The 21,607-nt window shown below is 61.3% G+C and carries 24 protein-coding genes; 15 read left to right on the forward strand and 9 right to left on the reverse strand.

What is annotated here, in order from left to right; all coding sequences use genetic code 11:
* Positions 1-322 precede the first annotated feature (322 nt).
* Complete coding sequence (locus tag AB4Z15_RS19760) at positions 323-1,795, reverse strand: aminotransferase class I/II-fold pyridoxal phosphate-dependent enzyme (RefSeq protein WP_442004184.1); 1,473 nt, start codon at positions 1,793-1,795, stop codon at positions 323-325.
* A gap of 89 nt (positions 1,796-1,884) precedes the next feature.
* Here AB4Z15_RS19760 and AB4Z15_RS19765 point away from each other — a divergent pair, with 89 nt between their 5' ends.
* From AB4Z15_RS19765 to AB4Z15_RS19780, 4 genes are all read left to right on the forward strand, one after another.
* A complete protein-coding gene (locus AB4Z15_RS19765; protein WP_442004185.1) occupies positions 1,885-3,330 on the forward strand; it encodes a M20/M25/M40 family metallo-hydrolase in 1,446 nt (481 codons plus the stop codon).
* A gap of 293 nt (positions 3,331-3,623) precedes the next feature.
* Positions 3,624-4,178 carry an RNA polymerase sigma factor gene (locus tag AB4Z15_RS19770; RefSeq protein WP_442004186.1) on the forward strand — a complete coding sequence of 185 codons (555 nt, stop codon included), beginning with the start codon at positions 3,624-3,626 and terminating at the stop codon, positions 4,176-4,178.
* Positions 4,175-5,017, forward strand: a complete 843-nt coding sequence (locus AB4Z15_RS19775) for a hypothetical protein (RefSeq protein WP_442004187.1) — start codon at positions 4,175-4,177, stop codon at positions 5,015-5,017. Before AB4Z15_RS19770 ends, AB4Z15_RS19775 begins: the two co-directional genes overlap by 4 nt.
* Before the next feature lie 9 nt (positions 5,018-5,026).
* On the forward strand, positions 5,027-5,452 hold the full coding sequence (locus AB4Z15_RS19780) for a CoA-binding protein (protein WP_442004188.1): 426 nt from the start codon (positions 5,027-5,029) through the stop codon (positions 5,450-5,452).
* 44 nt (positions 5,453-5,496) lie between these two features.
* Here the strand turns inward: AB4Z15_RS19780 and AB4Z15_RS19785 are convergent, their stop codons facing one another.
* Positions 5,497-5,811 (reverse strand): hypothetical protein, encoded by a 315-nt coding sequence (locus AB4Z15_RS19785; RefSeq protein ID WP_442004189.1) that lies wholly within the window; start codon positions 5,809-5,811, stop codon positions 5,497-5,499.
* Positions 5,812-5,854: 43 nt separating this feature from the next.
* Between AB4Z15_RS19785 and AB4Z15_RS19790 the strand changes: the two genes are divergently transcribed.
* The 6 genes from AB4Z15_RS19790 to AB4Z15_RS19815 all read left to right on the forward strand — a co-directional run bounded on the left by AB4Z15_RS19790 (position 5,855) and on the right by AB4Z15_RS19815 (position 11,209).
* Positions 5,855-6,427 carry a polysaccharide deacetylase family protein gene (locus tag AB4Z15_RS19790; RefSeq protein WP_442018629.1) on the forward strand — a complete coding sequence of 191 codons (573 nt, stop codon included), beginning with the start codon at positions 5,855-5,857 and terminating at the stop codon, positions 6,425-6,427.
* 128 nt (positions 6,428-6,555) lie between these two features.
* Positions 6,556-6,966, forward strand: coding sequence for an MmcQ/YjbR family DNA-binding protein (locus AB4Z15_RS19795; RefSeq protein WP_442018630.1), 411 nt, complete (start codon positions 6,556-6,558; stop codon positions 6,964-6,966).
* A 117-nt stretch (positions 6,967-7,083) separates the two neighbouring features.
* Entirely contained in the window at positions 7,084-7,710 is a 627-nt protein-coding gene (locus AB4Z15_RS19800; RefSeq protein ID WP_442018631.1) for a hypothetical protein, read from the forward strand.
* A 177-nt stretch (positions 7,711-7,887) separates the two neighbouring features.
* Positions 7,888-9,297, forward strand: coding sequence for an N-acetylglucosamine/diacetylchitobiose ABC transporter substrate-binding protein (ngcE, locus tag AB4Z15_RS19805; RefSeq protein WP_442018632.1), 1,410 nt, complete (start codon positions 7,888-7,890; stop codon positions 9,295-9,297).
* Positions 9,294-10,316, forward strand: a complete 1,023-nt coding sequence (locus AB4Z15_RS19810) for a carbohydrate ABC transporter permease (RefSeq protein ID WP_442018633.1) — start codon at positions 9,294-9,296, stop codon at positions 10,314-10,316. The genes ngcE and AB4Z15_RS19810 overlap by 4 nt, the downstream gene beginning before the upstream one ends.
* Positions 10,316-11,209 carry a carbohydrate ABC transporter permease gene (locus AB4Z15_RS19815; protein WP_442018634.1) on the forward strand — a complete coding sequence of 298 codons (894 nt, stop codon included), beginning with the start codon at positions 10,316-10,318 and terminating at the stop codon, positions 11,207-11,209. Before AB4Z15_RS19810 ends, AB4Z15_RS19815 begins: the two co-directional genes overlap by 1 nt.
* Before the next feature lie 79 nt (positions 11,210-11,288).
* On the opposite strand, the gene AB4Z15_RS19820 is transcribed toward AB4Z15_RS19815, so the two are convergent.
* The 6 genes from AB4Z15_RS19820 to AB4Z15_RS19845 all read right to left on the reverse strand — a co-directional run bounded on the left by AB4Z15_RS19820 (position 11,289) and on the right by AB4Z15_RS19845 (position 16,641).
* Positions 11,289-11,813, reverse strand: coding sequence for a flavin reductase family protein (locus tag AB4Z15_RS19820; RefSeq protein ID WP_442018635.1), 525 nt, complete (start codon positions 11,811-11,813; stop codon positions 11,289-11,291).
* Position 11,814: 1 nt separating this feature from the next.
* The gene (locus tag AB4Z15_RS19825) at positions 11,815-12,186 is read right to left on the reverse strand and encodes a cupin domain-containing protein (protein WP_442018636.1); all 372 of its coding nucleotides are present in this window, start codon (positions 12,184-12,186) and stop codon (positions 11,815-11,817) included.
* A 2-nt stretch (positions 12,187-12,188) separates the two neighbouring features.
* The gene (locus AB4Z15_RS19830) at positions 12,189-13,676 is read right to left on the reverse strand and encodes a 4-hydroxyphenylacetate 3-hydroxylase family protein (RefSeq protein ID WP_442018637.1); all 1,488 of its coding nucleotides are present in this window, start codon (positions 13,674-13,676) and stop codon (positions 12,189-12,191) included.
* Positions 13,673-14,359, reverse strand: a complete 687-nt coding sequence (locus AB4Z15_RS19835; RefSeq protein ID WP_442018638.1) for a DUF2848 family protein — start codon at positions 14,357-14,359, stop codon at positions 13,673-13,675. Before AB4Z15_RS19835 ends, AB4Z15_RS19830 begins: the two co-directional genes overlap by 4 nt.
* A 53-nt stretch (positions 14,360-14,412) precedes the next feature.
* Positions 14,413-15,207, reverse strand: coding sequence for a carbon-nitrogen family hydrolase (locus AB4Z15_RS19840; protein WP_442018639.1), 795 nt, complete (start codon positions 15,205-15,207; stop codon positions 14,413-14,415).
* A gap of 90 nt (positions 15,208-15,297) precedes the next feature.
* Positions 15,298-16,641 (reverse strand): MFS transporter, encoded by a 1,344-nt coding sequence (locus AB4Z15_RS19845; protein WP_442018640.1) that lies wholly within the window; start codon positions 16,639-16,641, stop codon positions 15,298-15,300.
* 209 nt (positions 16,642-16,850) lie between these two features.
* On the opposite strand from AB4Z15_RS19845, the gene AB4Z15_RS19850 reads away from it, so the two are divergent.
* Positions 16,851-17,492 carry a GntR family transcriptional regulator gene (locus tag AB4Z15_RS19850; RefSeq protein ID WP_442004201.1) on the forward strand — a complete coding sequence of 214 codons (642 nt, stop codon included), beginning with the start codon at positions 16,851-16,853 and terminating at the stop codon, positions 17,490-17,492.
* A 49-nt stretch (positions 17,493-17,541) separates the two neighbouring features.
* Here AB4Z15_RS19850 and AB4Z15_RS19855 read toward each other — a convergent pair whose 3' ends face one another.
* Positions 17,542-17,835, reverse strand: coding sequence for a DUF503 domain-containing protein (locus AB4Z15_RS19855; RefSeq protein WP_442004202.1), 294 nt, complete (start codon positions 17,833-17,835; stop codon positions 17,542-17,544).
* 130 nt (positions 17,836-17,965) lie between these two features.
* On the opposite strand from AB4Z15_RS19855, the gene AB4Z15_RS19860 reads away from it, so the two are divergent.
* The 4 genes from AB4Z15_RS19860 to AB4Z15_RS19875 are packed head-to-tail and all read left to right on the forward strand — an operon-like array spanning position 17,966 to position 21,579.
* Positions 17,966-18,400 carry a SipW-dependent-type signal peptide-containing protein gene (locus AB4Z15_RS19860; RefSeq protein ID WP_442018641.1) on the forward strand — a complete coding sequence of 145 codons (435 nt, stop codon included), beginning with the start codon at positions 17,966-17,968 and terminating at the stop codon, positions 18,398-18,400.
* Between the two features lie 34 nt (positions 18,401-18,434).
* Positions 18,435-19,613, forward strand: a complete 1,179-nt coding sequence (locus AB4Z15_RS19865; protein WP_442004204.1) for a diguanylate cyclase — start codon at positions 18,435-18,437, stop codon at positions 19,611-19,613.
* Entirely contained in the window at positions 19,610-20,113 is a 504-nt protein-coding gene (locus tag AB4Z15_RS19870) for a hypothetical protein (protein ID WP_442018642.1), read from the forward strand. The genes AB4Z15_RS19865 and AB4Z15_RS19870 overlap by 4 nt, the downstream gene beginning before the upstream one ends.
* The gene (locus AB4Z15_RS19875) at positions 20,110-21,579 is read left to right on the forward strand and encodes a putative bifunctional diguanylate cyclase/phosphodiesterase (protein ID WP_442018643.1); all 1,470 of its coding nucleotides are present in this window, start codon (positions 20,110-20,112) and stop codon (positions 21,577-21,579) included. The genes AB4Z15_RS19870 and AB4Z15_RS19875 overlap by 4 nt, the downstream gene beginning before the upstream one ends.
* Positions 21,580-21,607: the final 28 nt, after the last annotated feature.

Genomic DNA, 21,607 nt, shown 5'->3' on the forward strand with positions numbered 1-21,607 from the left:
CACCTTGTTAGGTGAGCGCCGCCGTCGTACTCGTTTAGGTCCAAAACCAGCCTAGCTTGGCGGCTGATCCGGCTGATGCGTTGGGTCTGGATGCGGTGGAACGGGACCAGGATCCGGAACCGGAAGCGGGCCGGGCGTCGGATTTGGAGATGGAATAGGGCTGGGTGGGAACGGGGTAGTGGGATCCGGTGGTGGCTGGACCGGTCCCGGTTCCGGCGGGAACGGCTCAGGTTCGTGAGTTGGAGGAAGCGTCATCATCTCTCCTTTGGAACTCGGTGTTGGTCTTTTTCAGCCTAGTGATTATGTGGGGAGAGTCCAGAGCTTACTGGTCGCGCTGATGTGCCACTACCCTGATGGTTTTCATTGAAGGGTCCGCCGGGTCCGGCAAAACCATTCCGGCGGCTACTCCGGTGCGAAGATAATCGACGACGGCCTGGTTGATCCGTTCGCCCGGAAGGATTGCCGGGATGCCGGGCGGATACGGCGTGATCTGCTCGGCTGCGACCCGACCTGCGGCTTCTTCTGCCGGGACGTTTTCCACGGGTCCGAAGAAGGCATCCCGCGGTAGCATCACCGTTGGCGTCTCCAGATCTTCCGGATCCGGGAGCTGAACAGGCGTCGGTTCCGGCATTTGCGGTGCCGCCTGAATCAGCTGCTGCAGGCTGGACAGCAAGCGCTCTGTTGTTTCCTCATCGTCGGATTGGGACAACGTGGCTTCTATCCTCCGGTGATCATTGAGCCCAACGTCAAGGTGACAGTTGGCACGCAACCAGTCCGCCGCCTGGTAACCGCTGATGCCCAAACCCGCGACGTCGATCAGCACGTGGAGGGGATCCAAATCATGGGAGGCCTCGGCATGGATCAGCTCCGGCCCGAGGACGTGGAGTCCGGTCATGGAATCGATATCGCTGCGGACGCTCTCGGCCAGGTTCAAGGCATTGTCCAGCAGCACCTCGCCCTCCTGGACCATGTGGCGCCGCCAGCCGTCGATCGCCGCATAGATCATGACGTTGGCGCTGGTGGTGGAGAGCAGATCGGCGCACTGGCTTAGCCGGACCGGATCCACCAGGCTGCCCTGGAGGTGGTAGATGGATCCTTGCTCGAATCCCATTCCCATTTTGTGGACGCTGACCACGCAAATGTCTGCGCCGGCATCCATTGCCCATGTGGGGAGCCTGTCATTGAAGGGCAGGTGCGCGCCCCACGCTTCGTCGATGATCAGCGGCTTGCCCCTGGAGTGGCAGATCTCGGCAATTTTCTCGATATCTGCACACGTGCCATAGGGTGTTGGGCTGGTGATCAGGGCTGCGGCAGCATCCGGGTACCTTTGCCACATCTTCTCAACTTCTTCAGGGCTCGGCGGGTGGGCAATGTGCAGTTCCCTGTCCCACCGCGGGCTGATCCATCTGGGCTGGAGTCCGGAAAGGATGATGCCAGCCACCACGGATTTGTGTGCATCCCGGCCAATCAGCAAATCGCCACTTCCACGGGTGACGGCAAGGATGGATGCCTTGACGGAGAGTGAGCTGCCGCAGGTCGAAAAGAATGCCTTATCAGCTCCGACGGCTTCGGCCATGAGCTCCTCGGCCTTGCTGAGAAAACCGCCTGAGGACTTTCTGTCATCCAGTCCTGCCGTGGAAAGCACATCGGAGCGAAACGTGTCGGCACCCAGAACCTCAAGGGTTCGCGGATCGGCACCCCTGCCTTGACGGTGCCCCGGAGGCGTGTACCCGTAGCGGTTCAGCCGACGGTACTCGGCCAACGCGTCGAGCAACGGTGCTTCATTTTGATCCACGAGGCTCTCCTTGATGGATAAGTAAACTTACAATTCCTTACATCGATCTCGTCTTCCATGTACCCGTCAAGGCGCAAGGTGAATCACGCGTGAAGTTCAATGAGCATCTTCCACAAGCCCACCTTCCACCGGCCGCCCTTGAGGCACTCGCCGCCGCGGTGGATGCAAACATGGCCCACTACGTGACCGTCCTGGCCGACCTGGTCAGCGTTCCCGGCGTCGCCTGGCCCGGATTTGATCCCCACGCCTTGGATCTCAGTGCCGATCGGGTGCACGAGCTGTTCCTGGCACGCGGCTTCACCGACGTATCCGTCATCCGGGGCACGGATCAAACCGGGGCAGACGGAGCCCCGGGAGTGCTGGCGAGGCGGCCTGCCGTGCAGGGTCTTCCCACTGTGCTGCTCTACGCCCATCACGATGTCCAGCCGGCAGGGCCGCTTGACGCTTGGAATTCGGAGCCCTTCTCCGCAATGGAGAAGGACGGACGTCTTTGGGGACGTGGCGCTGCCGATGACAAGGCCGGCATCGTCATGCACCTCGCTGCGATCCACGCCGTTGATTCGGTTCTTGGCCCGGACCACGGGCTGGGCCTCGCTGTGTTCGTTGAGGGTGAGGAAGAGGCCGGCTCACCTAGCCTTCAGGCCTTCATGGCGGATTATGGACAGGAACTCCTTGCTGACGCCGCCATTGTTGCGGATTCAGGCAGCTGGAAGATCGGGATCCCGGGCCTGACTACCAGCCTCCGCGGCCTGGTGGACGGGACCATCCGTGTTCGCGTCCTTGACCATGCTCTGCATTCGGGGACGTATGGAGGACCGGTCGTTGATGCGCTGACAGTCTTGGCCCGCCTGATGGCAACCTTCCACTATGCTGACGGTTCGGTTGCTGTGGAGGGGCTGGTTGAGGGCCCTGCTGTGGGCCTTGATATGGACGAGGAGACATTCCGGCGGGACGCGGGTGTGCCGGAAGGCGTGCAGCTGGCTGGAACCGGATCGCTCACTTCACGCTTATGGACCAAGCCCGCACTCTCCTTCGTGGGGCTGGACTCCCAACCCATCGGGACAGCCGGGAACGTGTTGCTGCCCGAGGCCACGGTGAAGTTCAGCCTTCGCTTGCCGCCGGGGAACCACCCCGACCAGGCAATGGAATCTGTGCGGCGCCATGCACTGAAAAATGTTCCTTTCGGGGCGGAGGTCACCTTCACCCCCGGGTCCAAAAGCATGCCCTTCATGGCTGACTCCAACCACCCGATGGTTCAGGCGGCACTCTGGTCCCTGGAACAGGCATGGGGAGCACAACCAGTGTCCATGGGCGTTGGTGGTTCCATCCCGTTCGTTGCCGCACTCGCCGCTGCCCAACCGCAGTGTCCCATCATCATTACCGGAGCGGAGGATCCGGACTCCCGGGCTCACGGGGCAAACGAGTCCGTCCATCTTGGGGAACTAAGGAACGCGATCCTGGCCGAGGCGCTGTTCCTTGCGGCACTTCAGGGCGGTGCCCCACCCAGGACAAGCCACAAGGAAAGCCTGGGGTGACGACTCGGATCACCCAGAAACCGGCTCCCGAAAAAAGTTTCAAAAAAGTTCGTACCTCGCGTAACCCTTTGGCGTACCCCGACGATTACGTCTTTGAAAGGGCCGAGCTGGAATTTGTCCCCCATCATGTTCCAGCTCGGCTCTTCTCTTTCCTGAAGAGATTTTGAGGGACATGATGGGCCTTCCTTGGGGCCGCCCGGTTGAGCAGATACCCTTGGTGGGTTGCCCGTCGAGCAAAGGCGGACGACCTGGCTCCAAGCCCGGACCTGCCGCCGATCGAAAGTCTCTTAACTGTGACCGACGCATTGACCGACGAAGCGCTTCATGCACTCAAGGGCAATAACGCGGAACTGTTCAGCGCCGTCTACCAGGCATACGCTGGACCGGTTCTCGGCTACCTGACGGCTAAAGGCGTATCAGATCCCGAGGCCATCACACAGGACGTGTTCCTTGCTGTCCTGCCCCGGTTGGACGACATCCAGGGAGGAGCAGGCGGATTACGGACCTTTGTTTTTTCGGTCGCCCATGCCCGCATGGTAGACGAGCATCGGAAACAAAGCAGGGCCCCGGAACACCACGAGTTCGAGCCCGAGCGCGATCCCCGCGAATCTGGTTCTGCAGAATCAGAGGCAATGGGCCTGCTGGCTCCCCACGAGGTCATGAAGCTCCTGGACTACCTCGGGGACGATCAACGGGAGGTCCTGGCACTCCGGATCGTGGCAGGCCTGACCGTGGAGCAGGCAGCCGACATCATGGGGAAATCCGCCGGCGCAGTAAAGCAACTGCAGCGCAGGGCTTTGATGACGCTCCGTGAGCATTCGGCAGTAAAGGAATACGTGTCCTCATGACATACAGGGATATGGAACGCGAAGATATCGTCGACGAGCTCCTGCTCGACGCCGGGCCCACTGACGCGCCCGGCCTTCGGCAGGCACTGCTCTCCCTGCGTTCCTTCGCGGACCGCCCGGCACCTGCTCCGAGCGAGGCGCTGGCCGCGATGTTCGCTGGACCTCACGATGAACTCAGCAAGCGTCGTTGGCGACACAAGCACCGTACGGCTGTGGTGAGTGTGGCCGTGGTTGCGGCCATGGGACTCGGCGTCAGTGGTGTGGCCGCTGCCAGTTCCGGTTTCACCCGTACGCCCACGTTCGTCGATGAACTGCTGGGAAATTTCGCTCCGCAACCTTCATCCGCAGCGCCCGCGCTGCCCACGCCCGATGCTCCGAAGGTCAGCACCGAACCAGCGCCCTCAGTGTATCCCGCAGCAGTACCGCTGGTTACCGAATCCCCTGCGGCGCAGGGCGGGCAAGACGATGAGGCTTCTGGCACTGCCATGCCGCATGTCAAGGCACCGGCGCACCAGTCAGCGCCTGAGGCGGAGGCGGTCGACGTCGGAAACGTCCCGGCTTCAGGCGCGGTCGGCGAGCCTCCCCGTACCGACCAAGCGAAGCCTGCCGAGCCTCGGGAGGCAAAGCTTGAGGCAAAACTTGGACAGTCCGGACTTGAGCCAACGCTCCCCGACGTTGTTAAACCAACCGCAGAACCGACTACAACGGCCAAACCCGCCCCCGCCCACGGAAATAAACCAAGCCAAGCACTCCCACTCCTGAACGAGAAGCCGGCTCACGAACCTTTCCAGTCCTTCATGGACAAGCTGAAGCAATGGCTGAGGGGCGAGGGACACTAAGCTTGCTTCATGATGCATGTCAACGATCCGGCCGTGGTGGAACGATTGATGCGAACAAAAGGATGCTGGGCAATCGTTGGACTCAGCAACAATGAGTGGCGCTCCGCATACGACGTCTCCCTGTACGTTCGCGACCGCATGGGTATGGAGATTATCCCCATAAACCTCAAGGGCGAGGACGTCCATGGGGAACAGGGATACAAGTCCCTGATGGATATTCCTGCGGAGAAACACCCCATCGACGTGGTCGACTGCTTCGTTAACTCCCAACGAGTGGGCGCTGTTATTGATCAGGCAATCGCCATCGGTGCCAAGGCTGTGTGGCTGCAGCTGGGCGTCTTTGACGACGACGCCGTCCAGCGGGCCAGGGATGCAGGTTTGGACGTCGTGGTCAATTCCTGCCCGGCGCGCGAAGGCTGGCATTACGGCCTGTAATCACCAGGTCGATTCCTTTGCTAATCTGCAGCTGACTCATTCTTTTAGCCATAGGGGACGGCCATGTGTGGCGACCATTCAGCGGTGCCCATTTCCGCACCAGCTTCCACACCAGCCAGGCGGGCCGTCTTAGGCGTGTTCGGCGCTTCCCTCCTCGCAGGTTTGACTGCCTGCGCTGCATCAGAAAGCACAGCGCCTAAAAGCACGACGTCGGAGCTGCCGCCTGGTTCCGCGTCTGCCTCGCCCGAGGTGCCGGGCGCGAACGGTGGGCTGTCGGCCGGGGGTGAGGTGCCGTCGTCGTACATTTCAACACCAACGCCTACGCCCACCGCCACGAAGCGGATCCGGCGAACGTTCATCCCCGATTACCAGCTGCCGCCGATAGTTGGCGGGCTGGCGCCCGTGATCACCAAGATCGAGACCAAACACCCGGTAGTGTTCCTGACGATTGATGACGGCAATATCAAGACCCCGGAGTCGGTCAAGCTCATGACTGACCACGACTACCCGGCTTCCCTGTTCCTGACCAAGAACACCATCGCTGACAACCCCGCCTTCTTCGACGCCTTCAAGGCGCAAGGCAGTCTCGTCGAGAACCACACCGTCACCCACAACATCAACATGGTGCGGCAGTGGGGGTACCAGCAGCAGTTGAACGACATTGTGGGCATGCAGGAGTATGCGTTTCAGCATTACGGCCGACGTCCCACGCTGTTCAGGCCCCCGGGCGGAGCCTACTCCAACGCCATGCGCCAGGCGGTTGCCGCTGCCGGAATGAAGGCGATCATCACATGGGAGGCCAAGGCGAACGCCGGGAAGATGGACTACCAGGTTGGTAACTCACTGCGTCCCGGCGACATCGTGCTGATGCATTTCCGCGCAGAGTTCGCCGCGGACCTCGCTGCCTTCCGTGCTGCACAGTTGGCCGCGGGCCTGGAAGTGGTACTGCTGGAGGACTTCCTGGGGGTAGCGTAGGGCTGCCCGTTTGCCCATTTCGATGAGGCGCTGCGGACCATGCCGTTCGCACGGCCTTGCGCGCAGCGGGCCATCGAAACGGGGACGAAGACGGCGCCGAAAAGGAGGGGCCCGGTAAGCTCATCTCCATGGATGTTTCCCAGCTCCGCGAGATCTGCCTGGGCTTTCCCGGTGCTTTTGAAGACTTCCCGTTCGGACCTGAAACGTCCGTGTTCAAGGTGCGTGCCGCCGTCGCGGGTGGAGCACGGCACGAGGCCAAGATGTTCGCGCTTTCCGCCATGGATCCCGACAACTGGTCCGTGAGTCTGAAGTGCGAGCCCGCCTTGGCCGAGCAACTCCGCGCAGCGAATCCCGAGATCACTGGTGCCTGGCACATGAACAAGACCCATTGGAACGGCGTCCGGTTGGATGGAGCCCTTCCCGATGACATGATCCGGGACATGGTGGAGGACTCCTATGATCTGGTGGTTGCTTCGCTAAGCCGGAAGCAGCAGGAACAGCTCGGCTGGGCGCGGCTCGTCAACCGCACTGGCATCTGAACCCGGCCTGCCCCGGCTCTGACACGGCACCGCACCCTCTCCCCACGCCGCTGACATGGGGCTACATTGATAGTGCAAGCCAACGGGCGCAGCTAAGGGCTGGTCAGGAGCGGGTTGATGCTGGATCAGGGAACTTTGGACCACTTATGGAACTTTGGCGATCCGGCAGCGTCCGAAGCCAGGTTTCGTGCAGCCATGCTGGAGGAAATTTACGACGCCGATGAGCGGGCCGAGCTGGCAACCCAGCTTGGGCGGGCCATCGGTCTGCAGGGCCGGTTGGAAGAAGCCGATGCCCTCCTGGACGGAATCGACGGCGACGAACCCACCGTTGGCGTGCGCGTGCTCCTGGAGCGCGGCCGGGTTTTGAACGCCGGAGGGCACCCTGAGATGGCAGTGCCGCTCCTCGAGCAGGCTGCGGAGTTGGCTGACCACCTTGGTGAGGAATTCCTGGCCGTGGACGCACTGCACTTGCTCTCCATCGCGGACGTCGCCCACGCCGAATCCTGGATGCGCAGCGGCATCGAATATGCCTCCACGGCCCGCCATGAGCGAACCAAGCGATGGATGATTGCTTTGCACGGAAGTCTCGGGTGGTTTCTGCACGGTAACGGGCGCTTAACCGAGGCCTTGGTGGAGTTCCAGTTGGCCGAACAATGGGCGGAACGACTGGGAACTGAGCGGCAAAAGCTGCTCGCACGGGAAGCGATTACCGACTGTGGAAAAGCCCTTGCGGAGGGTCCTTAGAAAGATCACGCTTTGACAAATGTTGATCGAAAGTGCCGAGAAATATTGATTTTCGATCATTCGTGGTGAAGTATGTCACACGAAGGTTGGCGCTGCAGAGTGGCCAACCCAGACTGTCCGACTTTCCGGCCGCCTGCCGCAACAGTCGACATTACGAGTCACTGGAGGGTTACGAAAATGAACGTTCAGCACCAGTCCCTTGGCCGCCGCGGATTCCTCCGCGGGGCACTCGCAGCTGCGGTGCTCGTCCCCATGGGGGGAACCATTGCGTCCTGTGCAGCAGGCGGTGGCGGTACCACTGCCGGCCCCACGGGCGCCGTCTCCGACACCAACCCCTTTGGCATGGCGGACAAGTCCACCGTTGATGCCGTGATCTTCAAGGGTGGCTACGGCATCGACTACGTCGATTTCGCAGGCAAGGCCTTCGAAAAGGCCCACTCCGGTTCCACCGCCAAGATTGCTCCGTCCACGGATATCGCGCAGGAGCTCCAGCCGCGCTTCGTCGGTGGCAACCCACCGGATCTGATCGACAACTCCGGTGCGAAGGCCATTGGCTTCAGCACCATCCTTGCCCAGCTCGAGGACCTCACCGGCGTGGTGGAGGCCAAGAACCTCGAGGGCAAGGTTATTAAGGACACCCTGTACACCGGCGTGCTCGCTCCCGGGACATTCGAGGGCAAGCTCGCCGCCCTGAACTACGTGCTCACCGTCTACGCCATGTGGTACTCGGACTCCCTGCTCAAGGCAAATGGTTGGACCGTTCCCAAGACCTGGGACGAAATGTATGCGCTGGGCGAGCAGGCCAAGGCCAAGGGCAAGTACCTGTTCCTCTGGGGCAAGGAAGCTGCAACGTATTACCAGGAAATGGCGATCGCTTCCGCTATCAAGGAAGGTGGCGACGACGTTCGGCTGGCCCTGGAGAACCTCAAGGCAGACTGCTGGTCGCACCCGGCCATACAGTCCGTCTTCACAGCTTTGGACAAGATCGTCAAGGCGGGGTACTTCAAGCCCGGCGGTTCCGGAACGCAGTTCACCGCAGCCCAGGCCCAGTGGAGCAACGCCCAGGAAGCGGTGTTCTACCCGTCCGGTTCGTGGATCGAAAACGAGATGAAGGACCAGACGAAGGCGGACTTCAAGATGACGGGCGCCCCCGTGCCTTCAGTGAGCGCCAGCCCCAAGAAGGCGTACGCATCGCTGCACAGTGCAGCCGGCGAGCCTTATGTGGTTCCCTCCCAGGGCAAGAACGTTGCAGGCGGCAAGGAGTTGCTCCGCGTCATGCTCTCCAAGGAAGCTGCTACCAACTTCGCCAAGACCAAGCTTGCTCCCACCATCGTCAAGGACACCGTCCCGGCCGATGGCTTCGGTTCCACGGCCTTGGTCTCGCAGACAAAGCTGCTCAGCGATGCAGGCGAGAACATCTACACCTGGAACTTCATCGACCTTTACGGCACCAACAAGGACCAGCTCGTCGTCTGGAACACCTTCCTCGATGGCAAGTCGGACGTCGCCACGCTGACCTCGGCCCTGCAGAACATCACCGACAAGGTCCGCAACGACAGCTCGGTCAAGAAGATTGAAGTGAAGTGACCGTAGTGAAAACGAAGCAGAGCCGGAACGACGGCCTGGCCGCCGTCGTTCCGGCCATGGCCCCACCGGTTGTGGTGAGGCGCCGGCGCAAGCCGCTGACGTGGGACAAAGTCAGCTTTTTCGCGGTGTTCCTTGGCCTGCCGCTGGCGATCTATCTCTTGTTCGTGATCTGGCCGTTCATCCAGGCCTTTGGGTATTCCTTGACGGACTGGTCGGGTTTTTCGCCCACACAGAACTTCATCGGCTTTGATAACTACGCCAGGATCTTCTCGGACGACATCTTCATGAAGGCGATGGGGAACAACATTCTCCTGGTCATCGTGCTGCCAATCGTCACCATCATCCTGAGCCTGGTGCTCGCCACCATGGTGACCGTTGGCGGGAGCAGCAAGGGCCAGATCAAAGGCCTGCGCAATTCCAGCTTCTACCGCGTTGTGTCCTTCTTCCCTTACACGATCCCCGCCATCGCAATCGGCATCATGTGGGGTCAGATCTACGATCCTTCAGGTGGCTTGCTCAACGGGATCCTCACCAGCATGGGCCTTGACCAGTTCAAGAGCTTCGCGTGGCTGGGCGATAAGAACACGGCCATGACCGCCACCATGTTCGTGATTGTGTGGGGCTTCGTTGGCTTCTACATGGTCCTTTTCGTGGCCGGTATCAAGGGCATTCCTGCTGAGCTGTTCGAGGCGGCAAGGATCGACGGCGCCGGAAGGCTCCGTACCGCCGTCTCCATTACCATCCCGCTCATCAGGGACAACATCCAGACCGCTTACATCTACATGGGTATCCTGGCGCTCGATGCGTTCGTTTACATGGCGGCACTGAACTCCGGCGGTGGTCCGGACAACTCAACGCTTGTGATGGCACAGCAGCTGTTCTTCACGGCTTTCAGCAAGGGCCAATTCGGCCTGGCCAGCGCCATGGGCGTTGTCCTGGCTGTGGCCACGCTGATCTTCTCCGGCCTGGTGTTTGTGATCAACCGGCTCACTGGCGGCGATAAGGACGTGAGCATCTAATGACAACAAAAGTCTCAACCCCTGAAATGAAGTCGCTGCATTTCCAGCCGCGCAAACCCGCCACTACGCCCGGCGACAAACTGGTGGGCGCTGTTTCCCACACTGCGCTGACCATTTGGTCACTCATCGTGATCCTGCCGTTGTTGTGGACGTTCATGTCGTCCTTCAAGACCTCCAGCGAGATCTTTGCCTCCCCGTTCGCCTTGCCTTCGGTGTGGCGGTTCGACAACTATGTGAAGGCCTGGAGTGAGGCCGGGATCGGGAGCTACTTCCTGAACTCGGTGATTGTGGTGGGTTCGGCACTGGTGATCGTTATGGTGCTCGGTGCAATGTGTGCCTACGTCCTGGCGAGGTACACGTTCCCGGGTAGCCGGGCGATCTATTACCTCATGCTGGCCGGCCTGACGTTCCCGATCTTCCTCGCCATGGTCCCGCTGTTCTTCGTGCTGAAGAACATCGGACTGCTGAACACCCTGCCAGGCCTGATCATCGTGTACGTGGGGTTCGCGCTGCCGTTCACAGTGTTCTTCCTGTTCTCCTTCTTCAAGTCCCTGCCGCACGAAATCACTGAAGCAGCAGCACTCGACGGTGCAGGGGAATGGCGGACGTTCTTCCAGGTCATGCTGCCGATGGCCAAGCCGGGCCTCGCCTCGGTTGCCATCTTCAACTTCCTGGGCCTGTGGAACCAATTCCTCATCCCGGTATCCATCAACGCTGCCGGGCCGCGCGTTCTTTCCCAGGGCCTCGCGGCCTTCGCTGGCCAGATGGGGTACGCCGTGGACTTCGGGGCACTCTTCGCGGCAGTCACTGTCACGGTGGTTCCGGTGCTGATCGTCTACGTCATCTTCCAGCGCCAGCTGCAGGGTTCCGTCTCGCAGGGCACCTCCAAGTAAAAGCAACGCGGGGTCACCTACGGCCCATCCCAAGGGGATTTATGGGCCGTAGGTGACCCCGCGTTGCTTTAAGAGGGGGTTAGAACCTCCAGGGGATCTCCGCGTGGCCGAAGTCGGAGAAGGAACCGAAGCGGCCTGCCTTGAACGCGAGCACCTCCCCGTCCCGGTCCCGGCACGTCGTGACCTGGCCGAAGAAGACCTGGTGATCTCCGACGTCGTACTGCTGCACAACGGCGCAATCCGCCTGGGCGAGGGCTCCCTTGATGACAGGAAGTCCATTCTCGGTCATGTCGAATTCGCCGTCGCCGAAACGGTCACCGCCTCGCACCGCAAAGCGCCGCGCCATCGACTCCTGCTTGGCGCCAAGGATCGACACGGCGAACTTGCCGCTCTCGATCAATGCCTCACCCGTCCGCGTTCCGAAGTTCAGCGAGATCATGAGGATGGGCGGTTCCAGGCTGATGGAGGTCAACGAGCTGATGGTCATCCCGTACAGCTCATCCTCGTGCTTGGTGGTGACCACGGCAACGCCGGTGAGGAAGCGGCCCATGGCGCGGCGCATTCCCATGGCGTCGGGAACGGTGAAAAGCGGTGCGAGGCTCATGTCAGTTGCTCCGCTCGGATGGTTCCGGATCCCTGTAGTACCGGACCTCGAACATCTTGGCCCCGGTTTCAGAAACCCACGGCCCGTGCTCCATACCCGGCGGACGGGTGGCCCAGTCGCCGGCTTGGAAGGTCTTGCCCAGGCGCTGGTCCACGAACGAGCCCTCGAAGATGAAGACCTCTTCCCAAAAATCGTGGGTCAGGACGCCGTTGGGCGAGGTGTCCGTGCCGGGCTCGAACTTGAGGATGCGCGTGACACTGTCATTGTCTGAATCCCGGGCAAGGATGGCCTCGGACAGGCCCTCAATGTGCGGGTTGCAGGGTGCGAAGTCCACCGATGAGGTGGGGGTGAACTCGAATTCGGGCTTTGCCATGGCTATTCTCCTTCCATGCCGCTGATGCTGCCGTCTACTGGGCCGTTGATGCTGTACGAACCAAGGTACTTGTCCAGCTCAGCAACCAGGGCGTCGTAGCCGTAGTTCCGGTAGGTGTAGGCTCCGCGGACCACGAACGGGGCGCCGGCGTAGAACATTTCGTACTGCTGGTGGCGGCCGGCGAATTCGGAGCCGATGATGTCCCAGGCCAACTTGAACAGCTTCACGCGCTCTTCGCTGGCAACACCGGGGGACTGCACGTAGCGTTCCATGTCCGGACGGGTCACACTGCTGGTCATGTCGGCAACGCTGGAGGGCAGCTGAAGCACGCCGCCACCCACCAGGTCACGAAGGATCGAAATCACCCGCGGGTATGTCTCGGATTGAAGACCCATGGCCCCGTATAGGGCGCTCTTCCCGGGAACCACCATGCCGGCGTCGTCAACCGTTGCTGTATATTCGGCCGCAAGAACCGCCGATTCAACGGACTGGACGATCGCGGCGAGCTCGCCAAGCTTCTCCTGGACTCCGGGGATCTTGTCCGTGCCGTTCACCTGGGTGACCTTGCGGGCAACAGAAGCAATGAACTTCAGTTTGGTGGAGAACCTGATCTGCGCCTGCCAGTTTCCCAGCGCGTGGGCACCGGTATCGAAGAACTGACGGCGGAGGGTATCGATGTTCCGGTTGATGAAAACGCGGTCCCAGGGGATGAGCACGTCATCGAAAACTACCAACGCGTCGGGCTCGTCGTAGTGGCTGGTCAGCGGGTAGTCGAAGTCGCTGGTGACTGCCGGCGCGAACGGACGGCGGCAGTACAGCTTCAACCCGTCGGTCGCCACGGGAACGGCGAAGCTGACGGCAAAGTCCACGTCATCCGGGCCAAGCGGCTTGATGCAGGTGACGAACACTTCGTCCGCGATCGCTGCGCCCGTGGCAAGCATCTGCGAACCGCGGACGATGATGCCTTCCTCGGTTTCACGCACGACGCCGACCTGCAGGTATTCGCCTTCCCAACCGGACGCCGTGGTTGCGCGGGAGACCTGCGGCGGAATGATCGCGTAGGAAAGGTACAGGTTTTCGGACAGGATCTTCTTGTAGTACCGCTCCATGTTGCCGGCGAAGTCGCGCTCGTCATTCTTGAACACGTCCGCGTGGGAACCGAAGGCGGCGAAGAAGGTGCCCACGTGGTCGGGGCTGCGGCCTACCCAGCCATGGGTGTGCTTGGCCCACTTTTCAATGGCGTGGCGCCGGAGGACGAGCTCTTCCTGGGTGCGCGGAGCAGCGAAGGTGCGGTTCGCGGGTCCATCAATCTCTTGCGAATGGAACTGCATGCCGTTGCTGGGATCGGCTGCGATGTCGAACAGCTCAGCCATGGTCTGGGCGACCTTCGCGAACGCCGGGTGTTCCAGGACGTTGCCAACTACCTCGCCATCGAGGATCACCGTCCGGCCATCGTTCAGGGACTTCAGGTATTGCTTTCCGGTTCTCATCGAAGTGAGCCTTTCTTGATTTTGTAGTTGTGTTCGATTCTCGTCCCATCGGGGAACGAGAGCTCTACTTTCCAGGAAGTTCCGTCAACGAAATTCCCCTTGAGGAGTGGCAGAGTGCCACCCAGGCACATGAAGTCGGCGTCACCGATTTCCGTCCGCGCCAGGAGCTTTTCGACGACGTCCGCCGGCTTGCGCAGGCCCGCCAACGAACCCTCTTGGTACAGTTCGCCGTCCACCCACGAGCGGGCTGTGCACTGGTCAAGGTCCAGGTCTTCAAGTGATTCGACTTCGATGACCTCGGTTGCGACGGGCTTGGGGCATGCTCTCTTGGAATCGCCAATATCCTGGGCCTCGATGTCCCTGTCCGTGTGGTCGGAACCGATGCCGAGGTAGAACTTGCCGTTGTGGCGAATATAAAGAGGCTCAATCTCGCCGGAGGTCAGGTTGTTGCTGGTGTCGTGTTCGCCTGATGTATCGAACAGTTGCGAGTCCATCCGGTAGAACATGGGCACTTCCGGCGGTGGAGCTACGCCAATCGCTGCCAGCTCATCGATGTGATGCTGCACGGCCTTGGGATCCCTGCCGGTATAGCCGGCCACTACTGCGTGGAAGTCCGAGACCGCGATGGTCTTGTCCGTGCCCACCACCCTGAAGGTGAGTGGGACTTGCCTTGTTGTTTCCATGTACGTCTCCTTGAATGCTGTCTAAATCGTGGCGGGTCAAACGGTCGGTTTCCTCAAACGGCAAGTGCGTCGTAGGTCGCGAGCCGATCGCCAATGACGGGGAATTCGGTGCGTACTGCGTTGACCTGGTCAGGATCGATGTCCACCATCAGCACCGATTCCCCGGCGCCGGCTTCGGCGAGTACGTTGCCGGCCGGGTCCACCACCCGGCTGTGTCCGCCAAGTTCCACGCCTTCCTGAGTGCCTGCGGCGTTGCAGGCAATGACGAAGATCTGGTGCTCCAGTGCCCGGGCAGTTGTGAGCAGCCGCCAGTGTTCGCGACGCGCTGCGGGCCAGGCTGCCGGGACGATGACGATTTCTGCGCCCCGGGTGCTCAGCTCCATCCACAATCCCGGGAACCGGAGGTCATAGCACGTGATCCCGGCCGTTGCTCCGAACGGCAACTCCACCACCGGTAGGGAGGATCCCGCCGTCAGGAGGCTGGCTTCCTTGGACTTGTAACCAAAGACGTGGATCTTCCGGTACGTGTGCAGGATTTTCCCGTCCGGTCCCAGAAGGATGGACGTGTTGCTGAGCCGTCCATCCTCGCCCGCCTCGATGATGCTCCCGACGTGAAGGTACACACCAAGCTCTGCCGCCACGCGTGAGCACATGGACACCGTGGGGCCACTGAGGGTCTCGGCGAGGGCCTCGTACTCATCGAAGTGGAAGTATCCGGCACTCCACAGCTCGGGGAGCACGATCAGCTCGGCACCCTCGATGCCGCGAAGAATCGCTTCAACGCGATCTATCCGCTGACCACGGGTTTCCGAATCCGGGCTGGCCACCTGGACGAGTGCGACTTTCATGGTTGTTTCCTTACTTTCAGTGGTGCCGAGATGGCACTTCGCGCCCGTGTTTGGGGCAAATATGGGTGTGAAGTGCCATCTCGCGGGTGCTTACTTTGCGGGTTCGTCCAGGTCGCTGAGCCGCAGGCCCTTGGTCTCCTTGGCGAACATGACCGAGACCATGGAGATCAGGCCCATCGCTGCGAGGTAGATGCCGATTGCGTAGCCGGTGCCGAAGGCGCTGTAGAGAGCCAGGGCGATGATGGGCGATAGCGAGCCGGCGATCAGCGAGGCGAGGTTGTACGCAACCGAGGTTCCGCTGTACCGGACATCCGTGGGGAAGAGCTCGGAGAAGAACGCACCGATCACGGAGCTGTAGGCGGCGAAGATCAACAGGCCACCAACGGCGGCGGCAATGATGCCCCACACCTGGCCGGTGTTCAGCAGGGCGAAGAACGCGAACGCCCAGATGACGGTGGCGATGGAAGCGCCGATCATGATGGGCTTCCGGCCCACCTTGTCCGCGTAGAGCGCCAGGATGGGAATAGCGACGACGGCGACGCCCTGGCCGATCATGACGGCGGTGAGGCCCGTCTGCCGTTGCAGGCCCATGATCTGGGTGACGTAGGTGATGATGAACAGCGAGTAGATGTAGAAACCGGCGTTCTCACCCATACGGCTGCCCGTTGCGATGAGCAGTTGGCGCCAGTTGCGACGGAACAGAATGGCCAGGGGCAATTTCCGTTCCTTGATGGCTTCTGCCTCGCGCTTCAGCTGTGCTTCCTTGAACAGCGGAGTCTCCTGAACGTAGAGACGCAGGACGAGGCCGATGATCACCAGGAGGGCGGACAGCCCGAAGGCGACGCGCCAGCCCCAGGCAAGGAATTCACTTTCGGGCATGGTCGCGGCGAGGATTGCCAGCACACCTGCGGCCATGAGGTTGCCCAGCGGCGGACCGATGTTGGGCCAGGATGCCCAGAACGCCCGCCGTGCACTGTCATTGCTGTGCTCCGAGACGAGGAGGACGGCCCCGCCCCATTCGCCACCCAGTGCGAATCCCTGGATCAGGCGCAGCAGCAAGAGCAGCAAAGGTGCTGCAATGCCGATGGCTGCATAGGAAGGGATGAATGCAATAAGCGTGGTGGCTACGCCCATGAGCATGAGGCTGGCCACCAGTGTGGCGCGACGGCCATGCTTATCGCCGAGGTGCCCCAGAACGATGGCGCCCAAAGGACGGGCAAGGAAGCCGGCGGCAAATGTTCCGAGGGCCAGCATGGTGCCCACAAGCGGGTCAGAGGTTGGGAAAAAGAGCTTGTTGAAAACCAATGCGGCAGCGGTGCCGTAGAGAAAGAAGTCGTACCACTCGACGGCCGTGCCGGCAAGGCTCGATGCAGCGACAACGGGCAGGCTGGAATGCTTCTGCTGCCTCAGTTCTGCTTTCTTCAAATCGGTCATGGTTGGGATCCTTTTGCGGTTGGGAGGCTTCGGTGAAGCGAGGCGATCCCAGGAAATTGAGGGGTTCCAAATGCGTGAGCGGAGTCACTGAACAACACTGTAGACTAGTTGTATACAACCCGTCTACATCTAACGAAGAAGTTTTTCGTGCGTGTCCGGGTCCGTCCTGAATGCAACTCGTATACTGGGCTTCGCGAGAAAGGCTCTTCATGATCCAGATGACTCCCACTGCTCAATCCCAGCCCGAAGTGGCCTATCAGTGGATGAAAAGCTATATCGCTGCCCTGCCGCGAGACGAGGAGACCTTCCTCAACGAGGCGGTCCTCGCCAAGTCCACCGGCACCTCGCGCACACCAGTCCGTGAGGCACTGCTGCGCCTCGAAGCCGAGGGTTTCGTCAAACGGATCCCACACAAAGGCGCTTACGTTCCGCCAATCTCGGACCCCGATGTCCGAGCCATCCTGCAGGCCCGCTCTGTGGTGGAGAAGTGGGCCGTCTCAGCACTGGACAGCATGCCGGATGGACAGATTGACGCGTTCCAGCGCATCATCGACCAGCAGCACGAAGCGAAGGACGACCCCGCTCGGTTCATCGAGTTGGACACCGAATTCCACACGCTCATGGTCCGTGCGGGAGGAAATCCAATCCTGGCCGATTTCTACGCTTCCCTTCGGCAGCGGCAACTCAGGATTGGTGTCCGTGCTGTCACGCAGGGGACAGACCGTGCGGGGGACGTGCTGCGCGAGCATCAGCTCATTGTCGATGCCCTTCGAAGCCGGAGCCTGGACGCTGCACACCAAGCGATCGACGCCCACTTGGATTCAACGCGGCTCGCGGTCATCGGCTACTAACCCGGGTTTGTGTACACCTAGTCTTCGCTGTACCTAATCTTCGCTGTACTTAATCTTCACTGTGCAGCTCGCGTTGCCTTGCGCTGAGCAGCTCAAGCTCGGGCCGGGCGGCAACGAACCGTTCAACGGCGTCGAGCACTTCCTTGAGGTGCGCCCGGTCAGGCGCCACCAGTGCCGCGCCGAGCAAGGTGCGGCGATATTGGTCCTGCATTCCGGTCTCGGCTGCGGACACCTCGAAGCGGCGTTTGAGTTCGGCAATGACGGGCCGCACGAGCGAGCGTTTCTCCTTCAGGCTATGGACATCGCCCAGGAGCACATCGAATTCAATCCAACCGATCCACATGGTTCATTATGAGCACGTCTCCGGCCCCCCAATCCTGAGCCAATCTTGAGGAAATGTCGCACCGGGGTTGATCCAGCACGGTCAGACTGGAACCACAGCAAGGCCAGAAGCAGCTAAGGGGGCGGGCGGCATGAGCAAGAACCATACCTGGCGCGCACTCGCGGGCGTAACCGCCGTCGCTGCTTCCATGATGGCCGGACCCGCCGCCGCACTTGCCGCTTTCTCTGACACCGGGAATGCCACCCCGCAGTACTCGGCCATGCGTCTCCTTGCCCCTGCGAGTGCCGACGTGATCATGACGTGTTCGGCGAATGGTGCCAAGGTTGCCGTTGATGTGAATTCGTTCTCGGAAGTTTCGGGCGCGAACTATCACGAGATCAAGCTGTACAACCCTTTGGGGACCCTGGAATTCACAGGCGACCTCAGCAAAAATGCCGGAAAGTCCTATAAATCGGGAATCCAAACCGTGGGCAACTGGACCTACGAGATCCGCGGGTATTACAAGGTTCCCGGCACGGCCAACATGTGGAGAGGCTCCGCTTTGACAGGAACCCTGACATGTTAGAAATTGGCGTGGGACCAATCGGCAGGAGCGAACAATGGTGCTCGACTCGTTTTCGGTGAGGATTGCCCTCGGAGTGGTCACGTTGACGCTCTTTGCGCTGTTCCTCGCCTCGTACCGCCGCACGAGGTCACCGTACGCGGGCTGGTGGAGTCTGGCCTTGCTGCAGTTCATGCTGGGAAACACGGCGTTCCTCCTGAACGGCACACCCGCGCAGCACTGGGCCAACCCTTTCGGCAACGTCCTGGTGGTGGCCGGAGCGTTCAGCGTTTGGGCCGGCGCCCGTACTCTGCGGGACCTTAAAGCGGCACCATGGCAGCTCGCCGTTGCTCCTGTCATCACGGCGGTCGCTTCCGTCCTGGAAAGTCCCGGCTCCAATGTGTGGTCCGGCGGCTTCGTGTACCTGGCCATGATGACCCTTGGCATCGCATTGGCGGCCCGTGACTTGTGGTTCATCAAGGCGACCCACTCGCAGGTGCACAAAGCCCTTTCCCTGGCTGCCGGACTCCTGGCGATCTACTACCTGGGCCGTTGGGTAGTTTACGCATTGGAAGGCCCCGGCGGCGCAACATTCCGGGCGTATTTTGGTCCCGCGCCTTCCGGCCTGGTGTCCTTGGTGCTGCTGGTGACGGTGTCCTTCAGCATGACCACCTTAAGCAGCGATCAACTGATCAAGGGACTGAAGGAACGGGCCACCAGGGACCATCTCACGGGTCTCCTCAACCGGGGAGCTTTCCTGGACCTGGCATCTACGGAACTCAAACGACTGCGGGCCGACGAGTCCGGTGCTGCAGTTGTCCTGGCTGATTTGGACCACTTCAAGCTGGTCAACGACGCCCACGGGCACCGCGCAGGGGACGTCGCTTTGAAGGCTTTCGCCGAAGCCTGCACGTCCTCGGTCAGGTCTACAGATCTCATTGGCAGGTACGGTGGGGAAGAATTTGTTCTCTTCCTGCCCGGAGCCACCCAGGAGCGTGCCCAAAGCATCGCGACCGAGATCAGCCGCCGCATGGCTTCCACTGAGGTTCCAGAGGGCGTCTCCTTCCCCACCATCAGTTACGGAGTTACGGCAAGCACCCACGCTGTCCCAGACCTCATTTCGATGATCGAGGTGGCGGACGCAGCCCTGTACAGCGCCAAAGCACAGGGAAGAAACCGGATTGTAGGAGCCGACCGCCTCCAGGCGGCCACTATCGCTGACGAGGCACGATCATGACCATCAATGCACTCACCACCCGCATCCAGATCCAGCACAACCAGGAACTGAATGCCTTCCGCCAGGACATCACCAGTGCCCCGTACCAGGCTGGAACACCGTCAGCCTTGAATGTGGCCCGGCGTTCCGTGCGCATGCAACCCGTCCAGTCCGTAGGTGATGACAGCGCAAACCTGACCATTGTGGCCGATGTCGAGGGCCTTGCATGGTTCACCGCCGATAAGGGACTCCTGGGCAGTTGCATTACGGTCTCCATCGCCGGGCATCGGCGGAACACCGGAACACGTGTACCCCTTCCCTTGGCTGAATGTGATGCGTGGATCGAAGCCATCCTGGGCGGGTCCTGGATTACCCACGTGTACCGCGCCGGGACTCTGATTGAAGGAGACGGCAGGCTCGATGTCGCCTCGTACCGCCTTTTCCTCGACGAACGCCGCAATCCTGTCGCCAAACCGAATGCGGTAGCGGACAATACCCTGCGGCGCATGGAAGCGTCGTGAGCGGGGCCCAGCCCAGCGGGACACCACCCAGCGCGACACAGCCCAGCCGAATCCAGCCCAGCCGCGCCTTTCCCTCTGACATTGACGCTCGGATCGGAAAACTGGAGCGGCATATCACTGCGTTGATGGAGGAGCTTCACCACGCACGCCACGAGCAGCGTCGGGAAGCCTTCGCAGATCCGCTCACCGGGCTCGGCAACCGTATGGCTTTGGTGGATGCCTTCATTGAAGCGCAGGAGGCTGCTGCGCGCGGCGCCCTCCCAGCCGCACTCCTCCTCCTCACCCTGGATGGCTTCAAGGGGCTCAAGAAGTCCGCCGGCTACGCGTCGGCGGACCAGATTCTGGTCATTGTCGGCATGCGGATCCGCTCGGCAGTGAGGGAGAACGACGTCGTTACCCGCCTGGGCGGCGACGAATTCGCCGTGCTGTTGCCCGCCACGCCGCAAAACCGGGCGGCCGCCGTCGGAAACCGTATCCTTGCGGCGCTGGAACCCAACATCGACCTCGGGAACAGCAGTGTCCGCTGTGGTGCCAGCATGGGCCTTCGGATTGCGGAGCCGCACCACAGCGTCGAGGACCTTCTCCAGGAGGCCGATATGGCGATGGAGGAGTCCAAGAGCGAGGGCCGGAACAAGCTCAAGTTGTTCGATCCCTCCACGCTTCATGCCCGGCAACTCCAGCGCCAGATCGTGGGGGAGCTGCGGGAAGCCATCCGCTCGGATCAGTTGGTCCTCTTCTACCAGCCGATCGTTGACCTGGCTACCGGCCGGATTGAGGGCAGCGAGGCCTTGGTCCGCTGGAACCACCCCGTGCGTGGACTCATCATGCCGGACCACTTCATTCCCGTCGCAGAGGCCACAGGCTTGATCGCCGAGCTGGGCCGCTGGGTCCTCCGGGCGGCCGTGGAGCAACTGCGCCAGTGGCGGGACAACCCCGTCACGGCACAACACGATTTCACGATGCGAATCAATGTCTCTGCTGCAGATCTGCAAAGCCTGGAGTTCGTGGACGACGTGCGGGACGCATTGGTCAAAACGGGACTGCCGCCGGAATCACTGGTTCTGGAACTCACGGAGAGTGCCATCATCCAGAACAACGAGCTGGACCGTTACACCTTGGCGAGCCTGCACCGCTTGGGCGTCGGGCTGGAGATCGACGACTTCGGCACGGGCTACTCGTCCATGGGCTACCTCCGAAAACTCCCCGTGGACTGTGTGAAAGTGGACCGGCAGTTCGTCCAGGAACTGAGCAAGGACAGTACGCAGCTGGGCTTCCTCGCCGCGATCCAACAGGTTATCCGCTCGTGTGGACTGAAGGGCATCTGGGAGGGAATCGAAACGGCGGAACAAGCCGAAGCGCTGCGGAGCATCGGGTGCACGAGTGGACAGGGCTATTACTTCGGCCGGCCTTTGCCCGGACCGGAATTCACGGAGCAACTGTCCCGGCAAGAGACTTGGCCCGCTTAAAACAGCAACGCGGGGTCACATACGGCCC

Source organism: Paenarthrobacter sp. 2TAF44 (assembly GCF_052114885.1).
Lineage (GTDB): Bacteria > Actinomycetota > Actinomycetes > Actinomycetales > Micrococcaceae > Arthrobacter.

What these genes read in the sequence shown, in the direction of transcription:
- AB4Z15_RS19850 (WP_442004201.1), top strand. Translation starts at nt 16,851, where the DNA reads ATGATCCAGATGACTCCCACTGCTCAATCCCAGCCCGAAGTGGCCTAT.
- AB4Z15_RS19820 (WP_442018635.1), bottom strand. Translation starts at nt 11,813, where the DNA reads ATGAGCCTCGCACCGCTTTTCACCGTTCCCGACGCCATGGGAATGCGC.
- AB4Z15_RS19785 (WP_442004189.1), bottom strand. Translation starts at nt 5,811, where the DNA reads ATGAACGTTCGCCGGATCCGCTTCGTGGCGGTGGGCGTAGGCGTTGGT.
- AB4Z15_RS19830 (WP_442018637.1), bottom strand. Translation starts at nt 13,676, where the DNA reads ATGAGAACCGGAAAGCAATACCTGAAGTCCCTGAACGATGGCCGGACG.
- AB4Z15_RS19800 (WP_442018631.1), top strand. Translation starts at nt 7,084, where the DNA reads ATGCTGGATCAGGGAACTTTGGACCACTTATGGAACTTTGGCGATCCG.
- AB4Z15_RS19845 (WP_442018640.1), bottom strand. Translation starts at nt 16,641, where the DNA reads ATGACCGATTTGAAGAAAGCAGAACTGAGGCAGCAGAAGCATTCCAGC.
- AB4Z15_RS19865 (WP_442004204.1), top strand. Translation starts at nt 18,435, where the DNA reads ATGGTGCTCGACTCGTTTTCGGTGAGGATTGCCCTCGGAGTGGTCACG.
- AB4Z15_RS19855 (WP_442004202.1), bottom strand. Translation starts at nt 17,835, where the DNA reads ATGTGGATCGGTTGGATTGAATTCGATGTGCTCCTGGGCGATGTCCAT.
- AB4Z15_RS19825 (WP_442018636.1), bottom strand. Translation starts at nt 12,186, where the DNA reads ATGGCAAAGCCCGAATTCGAGTTCACCCCCACCTCATCGGTGGACTTC.
- AB4Z15_RS19795 (WP_442018630.1), top strand. Translation starts at nt 6,556, where the DNA reads ATGGATGTTTCCCAGCTCCGCGAGATCTGCCTGGGCTTTCCCGGTGCT.
- AB4Z15_RS19860 (WP_442018641.1), top strand. Translation starts at nt 17,966, where the DNA reads ATGAGCAAGAACCATACCTGGCGCGCACTCGCGGGCGTAACCGCCGTC.
- AB4Z15_RS19815 (WP_442018634.1), top strand. Translation starts at nt 10,316, where the DNA reads ATGACAACAAAAGTCTCAACCCCTGAAATGAAGTCGCTGCATTTCCAG.
- AB4Z15_RS19780 (WP_442004188.1), top strand. Translation starts at nt 5,027, where the DNA reads ATGATGCATGTCAACGATCCGGCCGTGGTGGAACGATTGATGCGAACA.
- AB4Z15_RS19835 (WP_442018638.1), bottom strand. Translation starts at nt 14,359, where the DNA reads ATGGAAACAACAAGGCAAGTCCCACTCACCTTCAGGGTGGTGGGCACG.
- AB4Z15_RS19775 (WP_442004187.1), top strand. Translation starts at nt 4,175, where the DNA reads ATGACATACAGGGATATGGAACGCGAAGATATCGTCGACGAGCTCCTG.
- ngcE (WP_442018632.1), top strand. Translation starts at nt 7,888, where the DNA reads ATGAACGTTCAGCACCAGTCCCTTGGCCGCCGCGGATTCCTCCGCGGG.
- AB4Z15_RS19870 (WP_442018642.1), top strand. Translation starts at nt 19,610, where the DNA reads ATGACCATCAATGCACTCACCACCCGCATCCAGATCCAGCACAACCAG.
- AB4Z15_RS19840 (WP_442018639.1), bottom strand. Translation starts at nt 15,207, where the DNA reads ATGAAAGTCGCACTCGTCCAGGTGGCCAGCCCGGATTCGGAAACCCGT.